Origin of the sequence: Blastococcus sp. TML/C7B, from assembly GCF_016612845.1 — a bacterium.
GTDB lineage: Bacteria > Actinomycetota > Actinomycetes > Mycobacteriales > Geodermatophilaceae > Blastococcus.
Window position 1 is genome coordinate 2,150,060 of the sequence record NZ_JAEOAA010000001.1, and the last position, 14,499, is coordinate 2,164,558.

14 protein-coding genes and 1 pseudogene are annotated in these 14,499 nt (G+C 74.4%); 11 read left to right on the plus strand and 4 right to left on the minus strand.

Features of this window, described 5'->3' with window-relative positions; genetic code table 11:
- Nucleotides 1-50: 50 nt before the first annotated feature.
- Nucleotides 51-1,634, minus strand: a complete 1,584-nt coding sequence (locus JKP76_RS10480; protein ID WP_309229819.1) for a DUF349 domain-containing protein — start codon at nucleotides 1,632-1,634, stop codon at nucleotides 51-53.
- 124 nt (nucleotides 1,635-1,758) lie between these two features.
- Between JKP76_RS10480 and JKP76_RS10485 the strand changes: the two genes are divergently transcribed.
- Genes JKP76_RS10485 through dapF form a run of 3 tightly spaced genes read left to right on the plus strand, consistent with a single transcriptional unit; the run spans nucleotide 1,759 to nucleotide 4,285 of the window.
- A complete protein-coding gene (locus JKP76_RS10485) occupies nucleotides 1,759-2,484 on the plus strand; it encodes a hypothetical protein (protein ID WP_200490773.1) in 726 nt (241 codons plus the stop codon).
- A complete protein-coding gene (gene miaA, locus JKP76_RS10490) occupies nucleotides 2,481-3,416 on the plus strand; it encodes a tRNA (adenosine(37)-N6)-dimethylallyltransferase MiaA (protein WP_309232910.1) in 936 nt (311 codons plus the stop codon). The genes JKP76_RS10485 and miaA overlap by 4 nt, the downstream gene beginning before the upstream one ends.
- A complete protein-coding gene (dapF, locus tag JKP76_RS10495) occupies nucleotides 3,413-4,285 on the plus strand; it encodes a diaminopimelate epimerase (protein WP_200490775.1) in 873 nt (290 codons plus the stop codon). The genes miaA and dapF overlap by 4 nt, the downstream gene beginning before the upstream one ends.
- Nucleotides 4,286-4,288: 3 nt before the next feature.
- Here the strand turns inward: dapF and JKP76_RS10500 are convergent, their stop codons facing one another.
- On the minus strand, nucleotides 4,289-4,513 hold the full coding sequence (locus JKP76_RS10500) for a hypothetical protein (protein WP_200490776.1): 225 nt from the start codon (nucleotides 4,511-4,513) through the stop codon (nucleotides 4,289-4,291).
- Nucleotides 4,514-4,655: 142 nt separating this feature from the next.
- Between JKP76_RS10500 and hflX the strand changes: the two genes are divergently transcribed.
- The 3 genes from hflX (at nucleotide 4,656) to JKP76_RS10515 (ending at nucleotide 7,934) form a co-directional block, all read left to right on the plus strand.
- Nucleotides 4,656-6,107, plus strand: coding sequence for a GTPase HflX (hflX, locus tag JKP76_RS10505; protein ID WP_200490777.1), 1,452 nt, complete (start codon nucleotides 4,656-4,658; stop codon nucleotides 6,105-6,107).
- Nucleotides 6,108-6,169: 62 nt separating this feature from the next.
- Nucleotides 6,170-6,892 (plus strand): phosphatase PAP2 family protein, encoded by a 723-nt coding sequence (locus tag JKP76_RS10510; RefSeq protein WP_309229818.1) that lies wholly within the window; start codon nucleotides 6,170-6,172, stop codon nucleotides 6,890-6,892.
- Complete coding sequence (locus JKP76_RS10515) at nucleotides 6,864-7,934, plus strand: hypothetical protein (RefSeq protein ID WP_200490778.1); 1,071 nt, start codon at nucleotides 6,864-6,866, stop codon at nucleotides 7,932-7,934. The genes JKP76_RS10510 and JKP76_RS10515 overlap by 29 nt, the downstream gene beginning before the upstream one ends.
- A gap of 12 nt (nucleotides 7,935-7,946) precedes the next feature.
- On the opposite strand, the gene lexA is transcribed toward JKP76_RS10515, so the two are convergent.
- Nucleotides 7,947-8,714, minus strand: a complete 768-nt coding sequence (gene lexA, locus JKP76_RS10520; protein WP_200490779.1) for a transcriptional repressor LexA — start codon at nucleotides 8,712-8,714, stop codon at nucleotides 7,947-7,949.
- A 214-nt stretch (nucleotides 8,715-8,928) separates the two neighbouring features.
- Between lexA and JKP76_RS20870 the strand changes: the two genes are divergently transcribed.
- Nucleotides 8,929-9,486, plus strand: a complete 558-nt coding sequence (locus JKP76_RS20870; protein ID WP_309232911.1) for a LysM peptidoglycan-binding domain-containing protein — start codon at nucleotides 8,929-8,931, stop codon at nucleotides 9,484-9,486.
- A 406-nt stretch (nucleotides 9,487-9,892) separates the two neighbouring features.
- On the opposite strand, the gene JKP76_RS10530 is transcribed toward JKP76_RS20870, so the two are convergent.
- Nucleotides 9,893-10,138, minus strand: coding sequence for a hypothetical protein (locus JKP76_RS10530; protein WP_200490780.1), 246 nt, complete (start codon nucleotides 10,136-10,138; stop codon nucleotides 9,893-9,895).
- A 60-nt stretch (nucleotides 10,139-10,198) separates the two neighbouring features.
- Between JKP76_RS10530 and JKP76_RS10535 the strand changes: the two genes are divergently transcribed.
- The 4 genes and pseudogenes from JKP76_RS10535 to JKP76_RS10545 all read left to right on the plus strand — a co-directional run bounded on the left by JKP76_RS10535 (nucleotide 10,199) and on the right by JKP76_RS10545 (nucleotide 14,263).
- Nucleotides 10,199-10,456, plus strand: a complete 258-nt coding sequence (locus JKP76_RS10535) for a hypothetical protein (protein ID WP_200490781.1) — start codon at nucleotides 10,199-10,201, stop codon at nucleotides 10,454-10,456.
- A gap of 298 nt (nucleotides 10,457-10,754) precedes the next feature.
- A complete protein-coding gene (gene nrdR, locus JKP76_RS10540; RefSeq protein ID WP_200490782.1) occupies nucleotides 10,755-11,240 on the plus strand; it encodes a transcriptional regulator NrdR in 486 nt (161 codons plus the stop codon).
- A 292-nt stretch (nucleotides 11,241-11,532) separates the two neighbouring features.
- Nucleotides 11,533-11,925 (plus strand): annotated as a pseudogene (locus tag JKP76_RS22355) (vitamin B12-dependent ribonucleotide reductase); the annotation flags it as partial.
- 109 nt (nucleotides 11,926-12,034) lie between these two features.
- Nucleotides 12,035-14,263, plus strand: a complete 2,229-nt coding sequence (locus JKP76_RS10545) for a vitamin B12-dependent ribonucleotide reductase (RefSeq protein WP_255522527.1) — start codon at nucleotides 12,035-12,037, stop codon at nucleotides 14,261-14,263.
- Nucleotides 14,264-14,499: the final 236 nt, after the last annotated feature.

The following is a 14,499-nucleotide window of genomic DNA, read 5'->3' on the forward strand; positions in this document are numbered from 1 at the left end:
GCGAGAAGGGCCCCGTCCGAACCGGACGGGGCCCTTCCGCGTCGTGGCCGTTACCGGCGGGCGGACTTCTCCGCCTCGGCCAGCCACTCGCGGCGGGTGGCCAGGTTGGCCTGCGCCTCGGCGATGCGGCGCTGGTCGCCGGCGGCCTCGGCCTTCGCCAGCTGCTCCTCGGCCTTGGTGACCGCGGCGCGCATCGAGGTGACCATCGGGTTCTCCGCGGCGGCGCGCGGGCGGCCGGCGTCGGCGGCGCCGCGCACCTTCTGCTCCACGGCCTGCATGCGGTCCTCGAGCTGCCGCATCACGCCGCGCGGCACGTGCCCGATGGCGTCGTAGCGCTCCTGGATCTTGCGCAGCGCGTTCTGCGCCCCGCGCAGGTCCTTGGCCGGGTCGAGCTTCTCCGCCTCGGCCAGCAGCTCCTCCTTGAGCGCCTGGTTGGCGGTCTCCTCGCTGGTCCGGGCCTTGTCCGACTCGGCGCGGGCGGCGAAGAAGACGTCCTGCGCGGCGCGGAACTGCTTCCACAGGTCGTCGTCGCCGTCGCGGCCGGTACGGGGCACCGCCTTCCAGCGGTCCATGAGCGAGCGCATGGCCGCGCTGGTCGGCCCCCACTCGGTGGAGGTGGCCAGCCGCTGCGCCTCCTTGATCAGCTCCTGCTTGGCCGCGCGGGCCTCGCCGCGCTGGGTGTCCAGCTGGGCGAAGTGCGCGCCCCGGCGGCGGCCGAACGCGTCACGCGCGGCGGCGAAGCGGGTCCACAGCGCCTCGTCGGTCTTGCGGTCGATGCCGCGGATGGTCTTCCACTCCTCGACGATGGCCTTGAGCCGGTCGCCGGCGGCCTTCCACGAGGTGGACTCGGCGGCGATCTGCTCGGCCTCGGCGGCCAGCGCCTCCTTGCGGGCCACCTGGGCCGCGCGCGCGGCGGCCTTCTCGGCGCGGGACTCGGCCGCGGCCGAGTCGGCGGTGCCGACCATGGCGCGGGCGCGGGCGGCCAGGCCCTCGAGGTCGCCGACGGCGGCGGCGGTCGGGATCGAGTCGGCGAGCGTCTGCGCCTTGCTCTTGATCTCGGCCGGGTTGCCGGTGTGCGCCTTGAGCCGCGCCTCGAGCAGGGTGACCTCGGTGGCGAGGTCGTCGAAGCGGCGGGCGTAGTGGGCCAGCCCGGCCACGGGCTCGCCGGCCTGCCAGGACCCGACGGCGCGCTCGCCCTCGGCGGTGCGGACGTAGACGGTGCCGTCCTCGTCGACCCGGCCCCACTGGGACGGGTCGCTGCCGGCGGCGGAGGGGGCGATCGAGGCGGGGGAGGGGACGGCGGGAGCGGGCGGCGGCACGGCGGGGCCGGCCGAGCCCGCGGCGGGCGGGGTCTCGGCGTCGGGCGCCGAGGGCGTCCCGCCGTCAGCGGGGAGGGCCGCGTCCGGGACCGCGGGCGGGAGCTCCTCCGCCGGGGGGACCGCGGCCTCGGGGGCCACCGTCTCCAGCGTCTCCGCCGCCGGGACCGCCACCTCGGGCTCGGCGCCCTGCGGCGCCGCGGCCGGGGCGGCCTGGGCGGTCGCCTCGCCGGTGGGGTCGGGGAGGGCGGCGTCGCCGGGGGCCGGGGCCTCGGGGGTGCCCGCCTCCGGCGTCACCGCCGTCGGTACCTGTTCCACCTCCGGGCCCGCTCCGTCGGGGGTCCCCACAACCGGTGGAGTGGCCTGCTGCGCCCCGCTGCCGGGGTTGTCCGTGCTCGACACCCCGGAAGTGTCCCACGTCGCATCGGCGACACTGCTGGATGTGAGTGCCGATCCCGGGAGGTCTCCGGTCCCGTTCGCCCCGGACGGGGTCCGCGTCGCCTTCTGCCCGGCTCCGCCGCTGCTGCTGCCGGCCGTGGAGGGGACGCCGGACGCGGCCACCGCGGCCCTGCGTGCCGCATGCGTCGACGCCGTGACCGCGGTGCTCGGGGCGGAGCCGGAGGTGGTCGTCGTGGTCGGGGCCGGACCCGCGGCGGGGCTGCGGTTCGGCGACGGCGACGCCGGTGACCTGCGCGGCTTCGGCGTGGACCTGGAGCTGCCGTTCAGCGGGCGGGTCCGCCCGGGCGGGCGCCGGGTGCCGCTGCCGCACCTGCTCGGCGCGTGGCTGCTGGACCAGGCCGGCCACGCCGGTGTGCGCGTCGGCGTCGGGCCCGACGACCTGCCCGGCCTGGTGCGGTCGCTGCCCGGCCGGGTCGGCGTGCTGGCGATGGGCGACGGCTCGGCGCGCCGCAGCGTCAAGGCGCCCGGCCACCTCGACCCGGCCGCCGAGCCCTTCGACGCCGCCGTCGCCGGCGCGCTCGGGCGCGGGGACGCCGCCGCCCTGGCCGCGCTCGACGCCGCCGAGGGCGAGCGGCTCCTGGCCGCCGGCGTCCCGGTGTGGCGAGCGGTCGGGCGGGCGCTCGCCGACCGCGCTGTCGTCGCCTCGCTGCGTGCCGCGACCGCCCCTCTCGGCGTCGGCTACCTCGTGGCCGACTGGGCGGTCCGGTGAGCGGACCGGTGAGCGGAGCGCCGCCGGTCGTCGCCGTCGTCGGCCCTACCGCGACGGGCAAGACCGCGCTCGCCGTGCGGCTGGCCCGCCGGCTCGGCGGGGAGGTGGTCAACGCCGACTCCATGCAGCTCTACCGCGGCATGGACATCGGCACCGCCAAGCCGGACGAGGCGGAGCGCGGCGGCGTCCCGCACCACCTGCTCGACCTCTGGCACGTGCGCGAACCCGCCTCGGTCGCCGAGTACCGGCAGCGGGCGCGCGCCGAGATCGACCGGCTGCGCGCCGCCGGCGTCGTCCCGCTGCTGGTCGGCGGCTCGGGACTGTACGTCCGGGCGGTGCTCGACGAGCTGGACTTCCCGGGCACCGACCCCGCCGTGCGCGCGCGGCTGGAGGCCGAGCTCGCCGAGCTCGGGCCGGCGGCGCTGCACGCGCGGCTGGCCGGGGTCGACCCGGCCGCCGCGGCCGCCGTGCTGCCCGGCAACGGACGGCGGATCGTGCGCGCGCTGGAGGTCGTCGAGATCACCGGCGGCCCGTTCCGGGCGACGATGCCCGAGCCGGTGCCGCACTACCCGGCCGTGGTGCTGGGCCTGGACCGCGAGCCCGCGGCGCTGGACGAGCGGGTCGCGCTGCGGGTGGACCGGATGTGGGCGGCCGGCTTCGTCGCGGAGGTCGAGGCGCTGGCCGCCGACGGGCTGCGCGAGGGGCCGACGGCGTCCCGCGCGCTGGGCTACGCGCAGGTGCTCGCCCAGTTCGACGGCACGCTGACCGCGGAGGAGGCGAAGGAGCGGACGGTCAACACCACCCGCCGGTTCGTCCGCCGGCAGCGCTCGTGGTTCCGCCGCGACGCGACCACCACCTGGCTCGACGCGGGCCGCCCCGACCTGCTCGACGCCGCGGCCGCCGTGATCGCCGACCGTACGATCGGCGCGTGACCGCCACCCCCCGCGTCCTGCTCGGGCACGGCACCGAGAACGACTTCGTGGTGCTGCCCGACCCCGACGGCACGGTCTGGACCGGCGAGCGCCTGGACGCCGCCACGGTGCGCCGGCTGTGCGACCGGCGCGCGGGTCTCGGCGGCGACGGCGTGCTGCGGCTGGTCCGCAGCGCGCACGTGCCCGACGCCCCCGCCGTCCTCGGGCCGGACCTGGACGCCTGCGAGTGGTTCATGGACCACCGCAACGCCGACGGCTCCTACGCCGAGATGTGCGGCAACGGCATCCGGCTGTTCCTCCACGCGCTCGTCGAGGAGGGGCTGCTCGACCGGGCCGCGTGCGCCGACGGCGTGCTCGTCGGCACCCGCGGCGGCCCGCGCCGGGTCGGGGCCGCCACCGGCGGCGGCTACTGGGTGGACATGGGGCCGGCCCGGGAGTTCGGGCGCGGGACGGCGGAGCTGGACGGCCGCACGTTCTCCGGGCTCGCCGTCTCCATGGGCAACCCGCACCTGGCGGCCCTCACCGAGGTCGACGTCGACACCCTCGACCTGACCGGGAGCCCGGTGTTCGACGCCGGGCTGTTCCCCGAGGGCGTGAACGTCGAGCTGGTCAACGTGCTGGAACCGGGCGCGCACATCCGGCTCCGGGTGGTCGAGCGCGGCGTGGGGGAGACCCGGTCCTGCGGCACCGGCGCGTGCGCGGCGGCCTACACCGCCCTGGCCGCCGCCGGCCGGACCGAGGGCACCGTCGTCGTGGACGTGCCCGGGGGTCGCCTGTCGGTGCAGATCGACCCCCGGACGACGGTGCTCACCGGGCCCGCGGTGCTGGTGGCGACCGGGTCGCTCACCGAGGAGTGGCTGGGGGCCTGATCCTCAGACGCGCTCGTCGTCGCCGTCGGGGGACTCCGGCATCATCGACTCGCCCTCGGTGCCCGGGCTGCCGGTCGGCTCGCCGCGCCCGCTGTCCTGGTCCGGCCCGCCGCCCATCGGGTTGCGCGGCGGCCCGCCGATGCCCTTCGGGTCCCGGCCGGGATCGTCCAGCTCGCCGCCCGATCCGGCCCTGCCCGATCCGATGCTGCTCGATCCGCTTCCGCTCATCGGTTCCTCCTCGTGTGGGGCGATCTGGTCAGGACCGCCCTACCCGCGCACCGGGTCGGGATGCACCGGGGCGCTCGCGGTGTTGTGCACGGTGATGACAACTCAGGTGCTACCTGCCGACGACCGTGCCACGCTGGAGACGATGACCACCGCCCAGAACCGCGCCCTCCTCGACGACGCCCAGGCCCGGGTCGACAAGGCCGCCGGCCGCGTCGACGACCAGACCACCGGCTCCTACGACCTAGAGGCGCGAGGCGCGCTGCGCCGCGTCGCCGGGCTCGGCACAGAGCTCGCCGACGTCACCGAGGTCGAGTACCGGCAGCTGCGCCTCGAGCGCGTGGTGCTCGTCGGCGTGTGGACCGAGGGCACCCAGGCCGACGCCGACCGATCCCTCGCCGAGCTGGCCGCGCTCGCCGAGACCGCCGGTTCCGAGGTGCTCGAGGCCGTGAGCCAGCGCCGCGACAAGCCCGACGCCGCCACCTACGTCGGCTCGGGCAAGGCCGGCGAGATCCGCGACATCGTCGCCGCCACCGGTGCGGACACCGTCATCTGCGACGGTGAGCTCACCCCCGGCCAGCTCAACCAGCTGGAGAAGGTGCTCAAGGTCAAGGTCGTCGACCGGACCGCGCTGATCCTCGACATCTTCGCCCAGCACGCCACCAGCCGGGAGGGCAAGGCCCAGGTCGAGCTGGCGCAGATGCAGTACATGCTGCCGCGCCTGCGCGGCTGGGGTGAGTCGATGTCCCGCCAGGCCGGTGGTCGCGTCGCCGGCGGTGGCGGCATCGGTACCCGTGGCCCCGGTGAGACGAAGATCGAGACCGACCGGCGACGGATCCGCGCCCGGGTGAGCAAGCTGCGCCGGGAGATCGCCGGGATGGCCACCGCCCGCGCCACCCAGCGCAGCAGCCGCGACCGCAACGCCACCCCGAGCGTGGCGATCGCCGGCTACACGAACGCCGGCAAGTCCAGCCTGCTCAACCAGCTCACCGGCGCCGGCGTGCTGGTCGAGAACGCGCTGTTCGCCACCCTGGACCCGACCGTGCGCCGCGCCGAGGGGCCGGACGGCCGCGAGTACACGCTCACCGACACCGTCGGCTTCGTGCGGCACCTGCCCCACCAGCTCGTCGACGCCTTCCGGTCGACGCTGGAGGAGGTGGCCGCGGCCGATCTCCTGCTGCACGTGGTCGACGGCTCCGACCCGGACCCGCTCGGCCAGATCAACGCGGTGCACGTCGTCCTGCGGGAGATCGACGCCTCGGCGGTCCCGGAGGTCATCGTCGTCAACAAGGTCGACGCGATGGACGAGGAAGCGATCCTCACCCTGCGCCAGGCGCTGCCCGGTGCGGTCTGGGTCTCGGCCCGCACCGGCGCCGGCATGGACGGGCTGCGCGAGCTGATCGCGGCGCGCCTGCCCCACCCGGACGTCGACGTCGACGTGCTCGTGCCCTACGACCGGGGTGACCTCGTCGCCCGCGTCCACCGCGACGGCGAGGTGCTCGCCGAGGTGCACGAGGCCGGGGGCACCCGGCTCACCGCCCGCGTCGACGGGTCGCTGGCCGCGGCGCTCGAGGAGTTCGCCGCCCCGGTGGGGTGACACCCGTGCCCGGTCCGGCTCGTCCAGGTCACGACGAGGTCACGGCCCGGTACGGTGGGCCGGTGACGAGCGGCGTGGTGCGCGACGCCGGCCCCCGGGGCACCGACGCCCGGCTGCCGGTGGGCCGGCCCTCCTGGTGGCTGGTGCTCGTCGCGCTCGTGGTCGGCGGCCTGGTCACGCTGGACCTGCTCGCCTCCGGCGCCACCGAGCGGCTCGACGTCCGCGTCTCCGAGGTCGTGCGGGGCTGGGGCCTGGCCGACTCGGCGGCCTACCCGCTGGTCTGGGTCGTGACCCAGCTGGGCGGCCGGGTGACCATCCTGGTGGTGCTGGCCGGCCTGGTCGGTTACCTGGGCTGGACGCGGCGCACCCTGCTGCCCCTCGTCCGCGTGCTCGTCGCCCTGGCCCTGCTGACCGGGGTCGTCTACGCGCTGAAGTTCGGCACCGGGCGGACCGCGCCGGGCTACCCCGGCAGCTACTTCTTCCACGAGGACGGCGCCTCGTTCCCCTCCGGGCACGTCGCGAACGCGGTGCTCATGTGGGGTGTCGCCCGGTGGCAGGCGGTCGAGTACGGACTGCCGCTGCGCGTCCAGCACGTCTTCTGGTGGCTGAGCGTCGTCGGCCCCGTCCTGACCGGGCTGTCGATGATCTCGCTGGACTTCCACTGGGTCACCGACGCCGTCGTCGGTGCGGCCGTGGGGATCGTGCTGCTGGGCGTGGTTCACGCACTGGACGCCGTCGTCCTGTCACGCTGGGTCCGTGCCCGAGCAGGCCGGCCGACCGCCTAGCGGCGCTGGAGGACGACGAGCCACGCCGGCGGTCCGGCTCGGCGGGGCCGTCCTCCTCGGCGCCGCGCTGCTCCTGGTCGGTGCACCGGCCGCGGCGGGTGAGGAGGCCGGCGCGCCCGAGGTCCGCTGCACGATCACCGATCCGGCGCTGGACGAGATCTCCGGCCTGGTCGACCTGGGCGACCGGATGCTGGTCATGAACGACGGCGGGGACCAGCTCTCCGTGACGGTGCTCGACGCCGGCTGCCAGGTGTTGGAGACGCGGACCGCGGACGTGGACCCCTACGACCCCGAGGACCTCGGCATGAGCGCCGACGGCACCGTCTGGCTGGCCGACGCGGGGGACAACACCGCGATCCGGTCCACCGTCGCGCTGCTCTCGTTGCGGCCCGACGGCTCGGCGGGCGTGCACCGGCTCACCTACCCGGACCGCGCGCACGACTCGGAGGCGCTGCTGCTGGCCCCCGACGGCACCCCGTACCTGGTGACCAAGGACGTCCTGGGCTCCAGCGGGGTCTACCGGCCCACGGCACCGCTGTCGGAGCAGGCGACGGTGCCGATGGAGCGGGTCGCGACGGTGAACATGACGCTCACCGGGACGGCGGGCGGACCGGTCGGCCGCGCCGGCCAGCTGCTGATCACCGGGGGAGCGGTGGCCGCCGACGGGTCCGCCCTGGCACTGCGGACCTACACCGACGCCTACGTCTGGCCGCTGTCCGGGTCCGACGTGGCCGGCGCGCTCGCCGGCACGCCCGTGCGGGTGGCCCTGCCCGACTCGCCGCAGGGCGAGGCGATCAGCTTCACGGCGGACAGCCGGCGGCTCGTCGTGGCGAGCGAGGGTGTGCCCGGCGACGTCGTCGTCGTGCCGATCCCGGCGGGATCGGCCTCCGATGCTCCGGCGTCGTCGGACGGGCCGGTGCCCACCCTGAGCGAGCTCACCGGGTCGGGCCGGTCGACGGTCACCACCGCGCTCATCGCGGCTGCGGTGGCGACCGTCGTGGTCTGGCTCGGCGGCGCGCTGCGCCGGCGCGCCAAGCGCTGATCCGCGGGTCGCTCAGACCCGCCGCAGCACCGAGACGACCCGACCGAGGACCGTGGCGTCGTCGCCCGGGATGGGGTCGTAGGCCGGGTTGTGCGGGAGCAGCCAGACGTGGCCGTCGCGCCGCTTGTAGGTCTTGACCGTCGCCTCGCCGTCGATCATCGCGGCCACGATCTCGCCGTTCTCCGCGGTCGGCTGCTGGCGGACGACCACCCAGTCGCCGTCGCAGATCGCGGCCTCGACCATCGAGTCACCGGCGACCTTGAGCATGAACAGCGTGCCCTCGCCGACGAGCTCGCGGGGCAGCGGGAAGACGTCCTCCACGGCCTGCTCGGCGAGCACCGGGCCGCCGGCGGCGATCCGGCCGACCAGCGGCACGTAGGTCGGCGCCGACACCGGCTCGTCCGTGCCGGCCACCGGCTCCGCCAGCGGTGCCGTGGGGCGCGACGTGTCGCCGGGCAGCCGGACGTCCAGGGCGCGGGGGCGGTTCGGATCGCGCCGCAGCCAGCCCTTCTTCTGCAGGACCGAGAGCTGGTGGGCCACCGACGAGGCGGATGACAGGCCGACCGCCTCGCCGATCTCGCGGACCGAGGGTGGGTAGCCGCGCCGGTCGATCGAGTCGCGGATGACCTCGAGCACGCGGCGCTGGCGCTGGGTCAGCCCGTCACCGTCGGCGCCGCGGTCGGGGAAGGAGCGCACCGTGGCGGTGCCCTCGTCGGTGCCCGGCTCGGCCGTCGCGCTGCGCGTGCGCCGGCCCCCCGACGTCCCGCTGGTCTCCGCCACGTCTCCTCCTCGCGGGCTGCCGCTGCAGCCGTGCTGGTGTGCGTCGGGACGACCGTAGCGCCGATCGCTCTCGCTTTCAAACAGGTGTTCGAAGAAAGTCGCCGTGCCGGGGTCGCTTCTGTCGGACCCGTCCGGTAGACATCGCACAGACGTTCGATTCGAACAGCCGTTCGAAGGTCGCGGGCGGCCGTCGGGAGGAGTGGTCATGGGAAGCGTGGCGCAGGCAGTGGTGGAGTTCGACGAGGCCGTGCAGGCGCCGTGGCGCCCGCCGCTGGCCGGTGGTCCGGTCCGGCGCGGGCAGCTCCGCGCCGTCCCCGACCAGGCCGGCCCCCGGGTCGCGGTGCCCCCAGGTGCGGGTCGGTCGCCGGCCGGGCTCCCGGTGCACGGCCGGCGCCCCTCCGCGGCGCGGCCGGGTCGGCCGCTGCCCTCCGCGCCCGCCGCACGCAGGCCGGTGCCGGGTCGCGGGGTGGAGCGCCCGGCCGCCCCGGCGCTCCGGCTGACCCGTCGCGCCCGGCGGCTGGGTGTGGTGCTGGGCCTGGCGGTCGGGGTGGTCGTCGGCTCGTGGGTGGGCTCGGTCGTCTCCGACGACGGCGGGCTGCGCCTGGCGGGGGCGAGCAGTGTCGTCGTGCAGTCCGGGGACACGCTGTGGTCCATCGCCGCCTCGGTCGCCGGCAGCGGGGACGACGTGCGCGCGGTCGTCGCCGAGATCCGTGAGCTGAACGGGTTGGCGGACGCCTCGATCGCGCCCGGCCAGACGCTCGTCCTCCCGTGACCGCGGGCGCCCTGCCCACGGGCGGCGCGCCGGCCAGGGCAACACCTCGTCAAGCCGAGGCGGTCAGTTCGTCAATCCTCTGCCCGGGTGCCTTCACGGAGGGTGGTCGTCCGAGCGCTTACGGTCGTCGGGTGTCAGGTGCCATGGAGAGCCGCGCGGCCGTCTTCACCAGTTCCCCCCAGGCCGTCGAGGTCTTCCAGGCCGGCACGTGGTGGTCGGGCGAGCTGCTGGGCTGGCGGCACGACGCCTCCGGCGCCTGTCAGATGTGGGTCCGGGTCGTCGTCGGCGGCGTCGAGGAGACGGCGTGGATCGACCTCGCCGCGCTCCGCCTGCCGGACGCCGAGGCGGCCGCCGCGGCGCGGTCCGGCCGGATCGACCCGCAGGTCAAGCAGGTGCTCCCGCCCGATCAGGCGATCTCGGCGCTGCGCAGCCGCAGCCGGGTCACCGACACGGCCGCCACCGCCACCGCCGCCGCTGCCACCGCTGCGACCGCCGACACGACGGCCACTGCCGCGCTCCCGCTGATCCGCGACGAGGTCGCGCCCGCCCGTCGCACCGGCCGCCGCCGCGCGCCGGAGGGGCGCCCGCCGCCGCGGTCGCGGGCCCGGTCGCCGCGGGCCGGCACCGCGCCCCGGGCGAGGAGGGTCGCCACCGCGCGGCCGACACCGAGGTCTTCGCGGCGGTCTCCGACGCCACCGACCAGCTGCCCGCCGTGGCCGACGCCGTCGTCACCGGGACCGCCGTCACCGGGCCGGCCGCCGAGCCGCGCCGTGCCGCGCGCCCGCACACCGGCGCCGGCTGGGCGGTGCCCACCGCTCGCACGCCCCGCCCCGAGGAGTCCCTCGGCCGCGCCGAGGTCTGCACCGGCCGGATCGACGCGGAGCCCGATCTGCTCACCCGGCCGATGCGCCTCAGCGACCTGGCGCCGGGCGCCCGGCGTCCCCGGCTGAGCGGCTCCCGCTCCGCCTGACCGGTCCCTTCCCGGAGTTCCGGGCGGATCCACCGGCGCGTCGCCGTGGCGTGTCGTGTGACTGCTGGGAAGCCGTGTTCCCAGGGGTGACAGCCGGGTCAGGGCGGAACACGCCGACGATCCCCGCTCTTGCACATCTAGTGGGGCCAGGCTTAGGGTTCCACTAGATCTAGTAGTTACAGAGCTGTAAGCCTTGTCCACAGGCTGCTCCTCAGGTTCTCCCCGCGGCGTCCACCGGATGTCCCCAGGAGGGTCCACAGGGCGCCCGGACGAGGAGCCGCGAGGGAGGTGAACCGCGATGCGCTGCCCGTTCTGCCACAACCCCGACAGCCGGGTGATCGACTCGCGGGAGGCCGACGAGGGGGCCACGACCCGTCGTCGCCGGTCGTGCCCCCAGTGCAACCGCCGGTTCACCACCGTCGAGGAGGCGGTCCTCGCCGTCGTCAAGCGCAGCGGCGTCAGCGAGCCGTTCAACCGCGCCAAGGTGGTCGCCGGCGTCCGCCGGGCCTGCCAGGGCCGGCCGGTCGACGAGGACCAGCTGGCGCTGCTCGCCCAGCAGGTCGAGGACACCATCCGCGCCAGCGGCGCGGCGGAGGTGCCCAGCCACGAGGTCGGGCTGGCCATCCTGCGTCCCCTCCGGGAGCTGGACGAGGTCGCCTACCTCCGGTTCGCCAGCGTCTACCGCGCCTTCACCTCGGTGGCCGACTTCGAGAAGGAGATCGCCGAGCTCAAGGCCCGCACCACCGGGGGCCCCGAGCCGGCGGGCCCCTCCGGCAGCTCCTAGAACTGTCAGCACCTCCGGTTAGACATCACCCGAGCACCGCGATCGCGGCTCTTCCCCAGCCCTCCGATCTCTCACCGCGCGGCTCCGCAGCGCGCACCGAGCACCACACCGCGCACCACATCGACAGGGAGAGCTCCACACCATGACCGAGACCGACGACCGCTTGGCCGGCACCCGCGCGCGGCGCAGCACCAAGGCGCCCAGCCGCAAGGGCCTCAAGATCAAGCGCGTCTTCACCACCGCCGGTGTGCACCCCTACGACGAGGTGACGTGGGAGCGTCGCGACGTCGTCATGACCAACTGGCGCGACGGCTCGATCAACTTCGAGCAGCGCGGTGTCGAGTTCCCGGCCGAGTGGAGCATCAACGCCACCAACATCGTCACCACGAAGTACTTCCGCGGTGCCGTGGGCACGCCGCAGCGCGAGACCAGCCTGCGCCAGCTCATCGACCGGGTGGTGCTCACCTACGGTGCGGCCGGTCGCGAGCACGGCTACTTCGCCAGCGAGGGCGACGCCGAGATCTTCGAGCACGAGCTGACCTGGATGCTCATGCACCAGTACTTCAGCTTCAACTCGCCGGTGTGGTTCAACGTCGGCACGAGCTCCCCGCAGCAGGTCAGCGCCTGCTTCATCCTCGCCGTCGACGACGAGATGGACTCGATCCTCAACTGGTACCGCGAGGAGGGCCTGATCTTCAAGGGCGGCTCCGGTGCCGGCCTCAACCTCTCCCGCATCCGCTCCGTCCAAGGAGCTGCTCTCCTCCGGCGGCACCGCGTCCGGCCCGGTCAGCTTCATGCGCGGTGCCGACGCCTCCGCCGGGACGATCAAGTCCGGTGGCGCCACCCGTCGCGCCGCCAAGATGGTCGTCCTCGACATCGACCACCCGGACATCGAGGAGTTCATCGAGACCAAGGCGCGCGAGGAGGACAAGATCCGCGCGCTGCGCGACGCCGGGTACGACATGGACCTCGGCGGCAAGGACATCACCAGCGTCCAGTACCAGAACGCCAACAACTCCGTCCGCGTCTCCGACGAGTTCATGCGCGCCGTCGAGGAGGGCACCGACTTCGGCCTGCGTGCCCGCATGGACGGCTCGGTCATCGAGACCGTCGACGCCAAGGAGCTGTTCCGCAAGGTCACCCAGGCCGCGTGGGAGTGCGCCGACCCGGGCATCCAGTACGACGACACGATCAACGACTGGCACACCAACCCCGAGACCGGTCGCATCAACGCGTCCAACCCATGCTCGGAGTACATGAGCCTGGACAACAGCTCGTGCAACCTGGCGTCGCTGAACCTCATGAAGTTCCTCAAGGACGACGGCACGTTCGACTCGAAGAACTTCGTCAAGGCCGTCGAGCTGGTCATCACCGCGATGGACATCTCGATCTGCTTCGCCGACTTCCCGACCGAGCCGATCGGCGAGACCACCCGCGCCTACCGCCAGCTGGGCATCGGCTACGCCAACCTGGGCGCGCTGCTCATGGCGACCGGCCACGCCTACGACTCCCGTGGTGGCCAGAGCCTGGCCGCGGCGATCACCTCGCTGATGACCGGCACCGCCTACCGCCGCTCGGCCGAGTTGGCCGGCATCGTCGGCGCCTACGACGGCTACGCCCGCAACGCCGACGCCCACGCCCGGGTCATGCGCAAGCACGCCGCGGCCAACGACGCCATCCGCCCGGTCGGCGCCGATGACGCCGACGTGCTGCGTGCCGCCACCCAGCAGTGGCAGGACTGCCTCGAGATCGGCGCGGACAACGGCTGGCGCAACGCGCAGGCCTCCGTGCTGGCCCCCACCGGGACCATCGGCTTCATGATGGACTGCGACACGACCGGCATCGAGCCGGACTTCTCGCTGGTCAAGTTCAAGAAGCTGGTCGGCGGCGGCTCGATGCAGATCGTCAACCAGACGGTCCCGCGGGCACTGCGCAGCCTGGGCTACCAGGAGGAGCAGGTCGAGGCGATCGTCGAGTACATCGCCGAGCACGGGCACGTCGTGGACGCGCCGTCGCTGCGCCCCGAGCACTACGAGGTCTTCGACTGCGCCATGGGCGAGCGGGCCATCTCCCCGATGGGCCACGTCCGCATGATGGCCGCGGTGCAGCCCTTCATCTCCGGCGCGATCAGCAAGACGGTCAACATGCCGGAGACGGCGACCGTCGAGGACGTCGAGAAGATCTACTTCGAGGGCTGGAAGCTCGGCCTCAAGGCGCTGGCGATCTACCGGGACAACTGCAAGGTCGGCCAGCCGCTGTCCGGTGGCAAGGGCAAGAACGACGGCACCAAGGACGAGGTCGTCGTCGAGGCCGCCGCCCCGACGGCGCTCTCGCACCCGGTCCGCAAGCGCCTGCCCAAGAAGCGGACGAGCGTCACCACCTCGTTCAGCGTCGCCGGCGCCGAGGGCTACATGACCGCCGGCATGTACGAGGACGGCAGCCTCGGTGAGGTGTTCCTGAAGCTCGGCAAGCAGGGTTCGACCCTGGCCGGTGTCATGGACGCCTTCTCGATCGGCATCTCGCTGGCGCTGCAGCACGGTGTGCCGCTGGAGACCTACATCCAGAAGTTCACCAACATGCGCTTCGAGCCGGCCGGCATGACCGACGACCCGGACATCCGGATCGCCCAGTCGGTGATGGACTACATCTTCCGCCGCCTGGCGCTGGACCACCTGCCCGTCGAGAAGCGGGCCGGCCTCGGCATCTTCACCGCCGAGGAGCGGGCCGCCCAGGTCGCCGGCTCCTACGGCTCGTCGGCCAGCACGCCGGCCGTCACCGAGGAGGAGGTCGACCTGGAGGAGCTGCGCGGCTCCGCGCCGATCGAGACCGCCAAGGTGGAGGAGAAGGTGACCCCCGCCGGTCCGAAGTCGGTCAAGGAGGCGCACTCCTCGGCCGAACTGCTCGAGCTGGTCACCGGCACCGCCACCGACGCGCCGCTGTGCATGACCTGCGGTACGAAGATGCGACCGGCCGGTAGCTGCTACGTCTGCGAGGGCTGCGGCTCCACCAGCGGCTGCAGCTGATGTGAACGGCCAGGAAATGTCCGCGCTGGCGCGGTCAGCAATGTCCGGAGTTCGGTCAGCATTGTCCCGGGTTCGGTCAGCGAGACATTTCCGCGGCTAGCTCGACCCCGTCCAGCGGCCCGGTCCCTTCTCAAGGGGCCGGGCCGCTGGCCGCTTCTGAGGCAGAAGGGGAGAACGCCGGTGAGGTGTTCCCCGGGCATAGGCGTCGAGGACAACGGCTTGTAGGGCGCCGGTGG

Excerpts from the sequence above, each read along its gene's own strand:
- JKP76_RS10500 (WP_200490776.1), bottom strand. The coding sequence starts at position 4,513 with ATGAGCGGAAGCGGATCGAGCAGCATCGGATCGGGCAGGGCCGGATCG.
- hflX (WP_200490777.1), top strand. The coding sequence starts at position 4,656 with ATGACCACCGCCCAGAACCGCGCCCTCCTCGACGACGCCCAGGCCCGG.
- nrdR (WP_200490782.1), top strand. The coding sequence starts at position 10,755 with ATGCGCTGCCCGTTCTGCCACAACCCCGACAGCCGGGTGATCGACTCG.
- JKP76_RS10545 (WP_255522527.1), top strand. The coding sequence starts at position 12,035 with ATGCGCGGTGCCGACGCCTCCGCCGGGACGATCAAGTCCGGTGGCGCC.